This is a genomic window from Coprococcus sp. ART55/1, assembly GCF_000210595.1.
In the GTDB taxonomy this organism is placed as follows: domain Bacteria; phylum Bacillota; class Clostridia; order Lachnospirales; family Lachnospiraceae; genus Coprococcus; species Coprococcus aceti.
The window spans coordinates 1,310,223-1,318,828 of the sequence record NC_021018.1 but is presented as its reverse complement, the minus strand read 5'-3'; the positions used below and the strand labels follow the sequence as shown (position 1 = coordinate 1,318,828).

Below are 8,606 nucleotides of genomic sequence, written 5' to 3'. Positions count from 1 at the left end.
CCTCATAACGATAAAGGGTGCTGCAAGTATAGTTTCGAGCATAGATCGTGCAGAGGTGACAGTTGATGTGACCAGTGCAAAGGATGATATAACGACAAACTGTACGCCTGTATTTGTAACCGCTGATGGTGAGAAGATATCAGACAAGTCGATATCCTACGATGAGATATCGATAGCAGTCACAGTTCCGGTATACAAGACTAAGAATATACCTGTTCATGTGGATGTCACAGGAGATCCTGCGGATGGATATCTTGTATCAGATATAACATATGTACCGGAGACCGTTGATATAGGTGGAGACGCATCGATAATAAAGGATATAACAAGCCTTGATATAACGGATGTTGATGTGAGCGGATGTACAGCAGATGTTGAGACGACACTTGATGTATCAAAGTATCTTCCAGAGGGTGTGGTCGTGACAAAGGAGAGCGCATACATCAATGTGAAGATAGCGATCGAGAAATCAGTTACAAGAAATATAACGGTGACCACAGGGGATATCATCCTGAGGGGCAAGCAGAGTGGATACAGCTATGAGATGAGCATGGGTGATAGCAATACGATAACCGTGAGCGGAATCTCAAGTGCGGTGTCCAAGGTATCGGCCAAGAGCCTGAAGCTGTCCATAGATGCTTCCAAGCTCTCATATGGCGATAATACGATCACGCTCAGTGTCCCTGATGGAGATAAGTACACCGTGGTAAATACGTGTACAGTTATGGTAAAGGTTACTGAGACACAGTAGTCATTGTCTGGAGGTGTATGTATATGGATACAGAAAAGTTGAATGAGCTGAGACAGATCATAGAAGATTCGGATAATATCGTTTTCTTTGGCGGTGCAGGAGTATCGACGGAGAGCGGTATACCGGATTTTAGAAGTGTGGATGGACTGTATAATCAGAAGTATAAGTATCCGCCGGAAACTATAATCAGCCACAGCTTTTACAGACGTAACCCGGAGGAATTTTACAGATTCTATAAGGACAAGATGATATTTGCTGATGCAAAGCCGAACAAGGCTCATATAAAGCTGGCGGAGCTTGAGAAACAGGGAAAGCTCAAGGCGGTGATAACGCAGAATATCGACGGACTTCACCAGATGGCAGGTAGCAGGAATGTCATAGAGCTCCATGGTTCTGTTCACAGAAATTACTGTGAGAAATGCCATGCTTTCTATGACCTGGATTATATAGTCAATTCGGATGGTGTGCCTAAGTGTGAAAAGTGCGGAGGCACTGTAAAACCGGATGTGGTGCTGTATGAGGAGGCACTTGATGAGGACAATATGTCGAGGGCACTCCAGTATATATCCGAGGCGGATACGCTGATAATTGGCGGAACCTCACTTGTGGTATATCCGGCAGCAGGACTTATCAGATATTTCAGGGGGCGGAAACTGGTGGTTATAAATATGTCCCCGACACAGTCGGACAGCAATGCAGATCTTCTGATAGCGGATAAGATAGGAGATGTGCTGGGCAGTCTGTAGCATATGACGACAAAGGCATGTTGAAGGCATGCTATACAGATTCTATATAGTATGGAGGACGGTTTATGTATTTTGACAGATCAAATGGCTTCCCGAAAGATTTCCTGTGGGGCAGTGCGTCTGCTGCATATCAGATAGAGGGAGCGTGGAATGAGGATGGCAAAGGCCCATCCAACTGGGATCAGTTCGTAAGGATCCCGGGAAAAACATTTAAGGCTACGACAGGTGATAAGGCGGTTGACCATTACCACAGATACAAGGAAGATGTGGCACTTATGGCGGAGATGGGACTTAAGACTTACAGGTTCTCAATATCCTGGCCAAGGATCATACCTGATGGCAATGGCGAGATAAATGAAAAGGGCTTACAGTTCTATGATGACCTGATCAATGAACTGGTTAAGTATGGAATTGTTCCTATGGTAACAGTGTACCACTGGGATATGCCACAGGCACTTGAGGAGCAGTATCACGGATGGGAGAGCAGACGAATAGTCGATGATTTCGTCAGATACGCAAAGGTTCTGTTTGAGAGATACAGTGACAGGGTAAAGCACTGGATAATCATGAATGAGCAGAATGTATTTACAGGTCTTGGCTGGAATGCAGGAATGCACCCACCAGGAAAGGTTGATGACCAGAAGATGTTCTATCAGGTAAACCATCATGCATTTATGGCACACGCCAAGAGTGTTATTGCACTCAAGGAGATCTGCCCGGATGCTAAGGTCGGTTCATCCTTCGCATACACACCGTCATACGCATTTGACAGAAAGCCTGAAAATGCGATGGCGAAGATGGATTATGATGATCTGAACAACTTCTACTGGATGGATATGTATGCCTATGGCCGTTATCCAAGGGCTGCCGCTGCTTACCTCAAGAGCAAGGATCTAACTCCGGTTATGGAGGACGGTGACGAGGATATCCTCAGGAAGGCTGCAGGTCTCATAGATTTCATGGGTGTAAACTATTATCAGTCATGCGTTGTCGAGCACAACCCGATAGACGGAGTGGGAACGACTCACGAGATGAACACGACCGGCAAGAAGGGCACGGCAAAGGTTCAGGGTGTTCCGGGACTCTACAAGAATCCTGCAAATGAATTCCTCCCTACAACGGACTGGGATTGGACCATCGATCCGATGGGACTTCGCATGTGCTGCAGACAGATCACTTCAAGATACGACCTTCCGATCGTAATATCTGAGAATGGTCTCGGTGCATTTGACAAGTTCGAGGATGGGGAGATCCATGATCCGTACAGGATAGATTACCTGAAACATCACATAGAGGAGCTCAAGAAAGCGTGTGATGATGGCTGCCGTGTCCTGGCATACTGCACATGGTCTTACACAGATCTTCTCAGCTGGCTCAACGGATATCAGAAGAGATACGGATTTGTGTATGTGGACAGAGAAGAGGAAGAGAACAGTGGCACTCTGAACAGATACAAGAAGGATTCTTATTATTGGTACAAACATGTTATAGAGACCAATGGTGAGGAGCTGTGATAATAGAATAATATCATAACAGGGAGAACCGGCACATAAGTGCTGGTTCTTTTTCGTACTAAAGTTATGCATTTAGTCATTTAATTTTTAAAACTAGCCGTTTGGCTAGTTTACTAAAAGCCCCAGTGTATTATAATTATTTGTTATGTTGATGGCAATATCTGGCAGTAACTGCCAGGGATTAAAGACAGGAGGAAAGGGATAATTATGAAATCAAAGAAATTGGTAACTGGGTTGATTATGGCATGTATATTTGCTGTAGTGATTATTGCGGGAAAGAACTCTGTGAAGGTGCAGGCCGCGGATGGGGATGTGGCAATTGTGACGGATGGCAATGGCGATGAGATCGGATCATATGCTACACTGGCTGATGCATTTGCAGCCGCACAGAATGGCTATACAATATGTATAATTAGTGATATATATGATCCTTCGGCTTCTATAGGATACAATGATGGTGAACATAATAAACATATCATTATAGATCTCAACGGTAAAAGAGTCACTTTGCAGATGATGAATTTTGATTATTCGTTATACGTGAAAAACGGAACATTAAATTGCGGTATCACAAATGCAAGTGTTGGATTTACTAATGCTATGCTGACTTTGTCAAATGTAAAATTCATTACGGATGATATCAACTGGATGACAAATGATGGAATCTGTCTGAATAATGGCTCAAATGTGACACTCAACGGTTCACAGTGTTGGTTTGAAAAACTTGAGATGGATACAGACTGTGTATTCACGGTACAGAACAGTAACGGACTTAGCAACTTTGGGAATATTGCAGATGGATTTGACGGCGTGAAAGAGTTTGTACCAGAGGGACTTTCTGTAGAAGGAACGACAATCATTGATGATGAGACAGGAGCCAAGGCTAAGGATTTTATTCTCCGTTACCGCAGCTTGTCGGATGATGCAGATGTCGCTGTCAGCATTGATCCAAAAACATATGTGTACGATGGAAAAGAAAAGAAACCTGCGGTTACGGTTTCTTATGGCGGAAAGACTCTGACAGAGGGAAAAAGTTACTCATGTGTATATGCGGATAATATTGATGCGGGAACAGCTACAGTTACTATCAAGGGTGAGAATACCATGCATGGACAGATCGTGGAAGAGTTCACAATAGATAAGGCAAAGCAGAAGGCACCTACAGGTTTGGTCGCAACGGCAGAGACTGTGGATGGGAAAAATGATGGTCAGATATCTAATCTGAAGACGTCAATGGAATATAGTGTTGACAAGAAAAAATGGTTGGATTGTGAAAGCACGGTACTTAAGAAACTTGCAGATGGAAATTATTATGTGAGATATAAGGAGACCAAAAATTATTATGCGTCTCCTGCTGCAAAGGTAGTGGTAAAGAAGGGGAATGTACCAGCAACAAATGAACCGACTACAAATGAACCAACTACAAATGAACCTTCAACTGAAAAACCAACGTCAAGTGAGCAGACGACAGAGAAGGTAACAACAGAGAGACAGACAACCGATGAGAAAACTAACGTGACTTCAACAGAGAATACAACTGTAGCAGACTCAAAAAAGGGGTCAGGTGTACCAAATACCGGAGATGACGGAAATGTGGCATTGATGCTCATAGTCATGATGGCATGTTTATTAGGGGCTGCCGGGGTGGTAGTTTACCGTAGAGAGAATTAATTTAAAATAATAAAAAAAATGTTAGCACTCAGTATTGACGAGTGCTAACAAGTGTGTTATATTATCATCAGACAGGGAAGTGATATTAAGGTATCAGTTCCCTGAAAGTTTAGTTTAGGAGGTAAACAGCTATGGAGATGGATAAATACACACGTAAATCGTTGGAAGTTGTAGAGAAAGCAAAAGAAAAAGCTCTGGAGTACGACAATCAGGAACTTACGCAGATGCACCTTTTGGCTGGCTTGCTTGAGATAGATGACAGTTTGATAGCCAAGATATTTGAGAAGATGGGCGTGAATGTTACTAGTGCCGTGAATGCGGTGGAGGATAAGCTGGCAAGGTTGCCGAAGGTCAGCGGAGGCAATATGTATGCCGGAAATAACTTCTCAAAGGCTCTCATCCAGGCAGAGAAGGAAGCAAAGCAGATGGGCGACACATATGTGTCTGTTGAGCATTTGTTCCTCGGCATGGTGGATAAGGCTGATTCGGATATCAAGGAGCTTCTTAAAGGCTGGGGAGTTAGCAGGAATGCATTCCTCAAGGAGCTGGCAGAAATCAGAGGTAACCACAAGGTGGACAGCGATGATCCGGAGAGCTCATATGAGGCTATGGAGAAGTTCGGATATGATCTGGTCGAGAGGGCAAGACAGCAGAAACTTGACCCGGTAATAGGACGTGACGCTGAGATACGAAATGTGATCAGGATCCTGTCAAGGAAGACAAAGAACAATCCGGTGCTTATCGGTGAGCCTGGTGTAGGTAAGACTGCGGTTGTAGAGGGACTTGCACAGAGGATACTCAGAGGTGATGTACCAGAGGGACTTAAGAACAAGAAGATATTTGCACTTGATATGGGAGCTCTTGTGGCCGGTGCCAAGTACAGAGGTGAATTTGAAGAGAGACTTAAGAATGTCCTTGATGAGGTTAAGAAGTCTGAGGGTGAAGTGATCATGTTCATCGATGAGCTTCACACTATCGTCGGAGCAGGCAAGACTGATGGTGCAATGGATGCGGGAAACATGCTTAAGCCTATGCTCGCCAGAGGTGAGCTGCACTGTATAGGTGCCACAACACTGAACGAGTACAGACAGTATATAGAGAAGGATGCGGCTCTTGAGAGACGTTTCCAACCAGTTATGGTGGATGAGCCAACCGTTGAAGATACAATATCTATCCTTCGAGGAATCAAGGAGAGGTACGAGGTGTTCCATGGAGTTAAGATATCAGATGGTGCCCTTGTAAGCGCAGCGGTTCTTTCCAACAGATATATAACAGACAGATTCCTGCCGGATAAGGCAATAGATCTTGTTGACGAGGCGTGTGCCATGATCAAGACAGAGCTTGATTCAATGCCTGTTGAAGTGGATGAGATCACACGTAAGATAATGCAGCTGGAGATTGAGGAGACAGCCCTTAAGAAGGAGGAGGATAATCTGTCAAAGCAGAGACTGGCAGACCTTCAGGCTGAACTGGCAGAACTCAAGGATCAGGCAAATTCCCTGAAAGCAAAGTGGGAGAATGAAAAGGCTGCAGTTGAGAAGATAAGAACCCTCAAGGAAGAGATGGAGCAGGTCAAGGCTGATATTCAGGCTGCACAGAGAAATTATGATCTGAACAAGGCAGCAGAGCTTCAGTATGGTAAGCTTCCAGCGATCCAGAAAGAGCTTGCAGAGGCTGAGTCCACAGCTTCAGATAAGGAGAGGGAGCTTGTTCATGAGGTGGTTTCAGAAGATGAGATATCGAAGATCGTATCCAAGTGGACAGGAATTCCTGTTGCAAAGCTTACTGAGAGCGAGAAGAGCAAGACCCTCAATCTTGCCAGCGAACTTAAGAAGAGAGTTGTAGGGCAGGATGAAGCCGTTGACTATGTCAGCGATGCGATCATCAGATCAAAGGCGGGAATAAAGGATCCTAGCAAACCGATAGGTTCATTTATCTTCCTTGGACCAACCGGTGTTGGTAAGACAGAGCTTGCAAAAAGTCTTGCAGCGGCATTGTTTGACAATGAGCAGAACATGGTTCGTATTGATATGAGTGAATACATGGAAAAGCACAGTGTGTCAAGACTTATAGGAGCGCCTCCGGGATATGTAGGTTATGATGAAGGCGGTCAGCTGACAGAGGCTGTTCGTAGAAAGCCATATTCGGTTGTCCTCTTTGATGAGATAGAGAAGGCACATCCGGATGTGTTCAATGTGCTCCTTCAGGTACTTGATGACGGACGTATCACGGATTCTCAGGGCAGAACGGTGGACTTCAAGAATACGATCATCATCATGACATCCAATATCGGCGGTGCAGATATTGCAGCTGCCGGCGGAGAGATCACAGATGAACTGAAGAATGACGTAATGGCTCAGCTTAAGAGCAGATTCAGACCTGAGTTCCTGAACCGTATCGATGAGATCATTACATTCAGGGCACTGTCCAAGGACAACATCAGTGGTATAGTTGATCTTCTCATGGCAGATCTCAACAGCAGACTGGCAGACAGAGAGATCACTATCAAACTTACGGAGAGTGCAAAGCAGCACATCATCGATCAGGGATATGATCAGGTGTATGGTGCAAGACCGCTCAAGAGATATCTGCAGAAGAATGTGGAGACTCTTGTTGCCAGGATGATACTTGCGGGCAGCGTGAGCACACAGTCAGCCATAGTCATCGATTATGATGGAACGGCTCTTGTGGCAGGAAATGAGAGATAAAATAATACATGTCATACAGAGAAGGGCACAGGGGTAATACTCCTGTGCCCTTCTCTGTATTCACAAAAAATGAAATTAATGGTATAATTGGCGCTGGTGAAAAATGTTCGGTATATTATTTGAAATTTACATGAGGAGGGCAGGGAGTGAGTACAGAGAATGTCAGCTTAAAAAAGATAGATCTTGGCGATTATGTTTTTCTGGCGAGACCATGCGTGGCTGTTTCGGAGGAGGCTGTGAAGCATTTGGCAGAAAGGGCCGTGCAGGGAAAACTGGAATTTATCGGAGTGTTTGATGACAGAATGGATGACAGTATCCAGCGAGAAGTGGTTATGAGCCTGGCATCGTCTCCTGAGATATCGATAGCGATACGGCATGTGTGCGCGGGGCTTTACAGCAGAAGCTTTCTGGACACATACTGCGACGGAGTGGAGACACATCAGCAGGGGCTGTTTCCTGATCTGTATATATTGTGGATGGCATTTGTACATGCTGATAGGGCGATGTTTGCAGCCTGTGACATGTGTGACAGAGTTGAGATAGACACAGTGTGGATAGACGATGTGGGTGCGGCGTACACGGTCAATATAACCTACGACCGCATAAAGGATCATCTCATGCAGGACTGGTCTGTGTGGGAGAAGTGGAAGGGATATTACACTCTTCAGAGATGGAGATGTTACTACGAGATGCTTCACTGGATGACAGAGGATGCGGGCTGGCAGTTTGCTGAGCGTATGGCTGTTGATTTCCACAGGAGCATGGAACTTGATGAGCTTGACCAGGAGCTGTTCAGCCAGGAGGAGAAGACAGGGCTTTATGTTCTTGCTAAGGATCCGGGATTTCTCAAGAGATATTATCTCGGCAAGGTAGTCTACAGCAAAAAGATATTTGACCTTAACAATGAACTGGGGCGACGCGCTGAAGAGCTGGATGCGAGTCACAGAGAAAATGATGAACTCAGAAGAGAGATGGAAGCTCAGCGGATCAACTATGAGACATCAACCACTTTCCGTGTGGGCAAGGCTGTGATGTTTGTTCCGGTGACACTGAAGAAGGCTGTAAAGAAGCTTTTGCATAGAAACTAACAGATGAGATGGAGGGGGTGTATCAGTGATTGATGTATCGATTGTGTTGACAGTATACAATGCGGAGAGTTACATAGAGGGATGTCTGGACATGATAACCGGACAGACCCTTAGAAATATACAGATAA

The 8,606-nt window shown here is 44.9% G+C and carries 6 protein-coding genes; all 6 read left to right on the top strand.

Annotated features, from left to right (window positions below):
* A partial coding sequence (locus CCU_RS06145; protein ID WP_208896038.1) for a CdaR family protein occupies positions 1–751 on the top strand: 751 nt, incomplete at its 5' end.
* A gap of 23 nt (positions 752–774) precedes the next feature.
* Positions 775–1,497 (top strand): NAD-dependent protein deacylase, encoded by a 723-nt coding sequence (locus CCU_RS06140; protein ID WP_015533972.1) that lies wholly within the window; start codon positions 775–777, stop codon positions 1,495–1,497.
* Between the two features lie 65 nt (positions 1,498–1,562).
* Positions 1,563–3,011 (top strand): glycoside hydrolase family 1 protein, encoded by a 1,449-nt coding sequence (locus CCU_RS06135; RefSeq protein ID WP_015533971.1) that lies wholly within the window; start codon positions 1,563–1,565, stop codon positions 3,009–3,011.
* 207 nt (positions 3,012–3,218) lie between these two features.
* On the top strand, positions 3,219–4,682 hold the full coding sequence (locus CCU_RS06130) for an LPXTG cell wall anchor domain-containing protein (RefSeq protein ID WP_015533970.1): 1,464 nt from the start codon (positions 3,219–3,221) through the stop codon (positions 4,680–4,682).
* Between the two features lie 131 nt (positions 4,683–4,813).
* The gene (gene clpB / locus CCU_RS06125; RefSeq protein ID WP_015533969.1) at positions 4,814–7,390 is read left to right on the top strand and encodes an ATP-dependent chaperone ClpB; all 2,577 of its coding nucleotides are present in this window, start codon (positions 4,814–4,816) and stop codon (positions 7,388–7,390) included.
* Between the two features lie 146 nt (positions 7,391–7,536).
* Complete coding sequence (locus tag CCU_RS06120) at positions 7,537–8,478, top strand: hypothetical protein (RefSeq protein WP_173795725.1); 942 nt, start codon at positions 7,537–7,539, stop codon at positions 8,476–8,478.
* Positions 8,479–8,606: the final 128 nt, after the last annotated feature.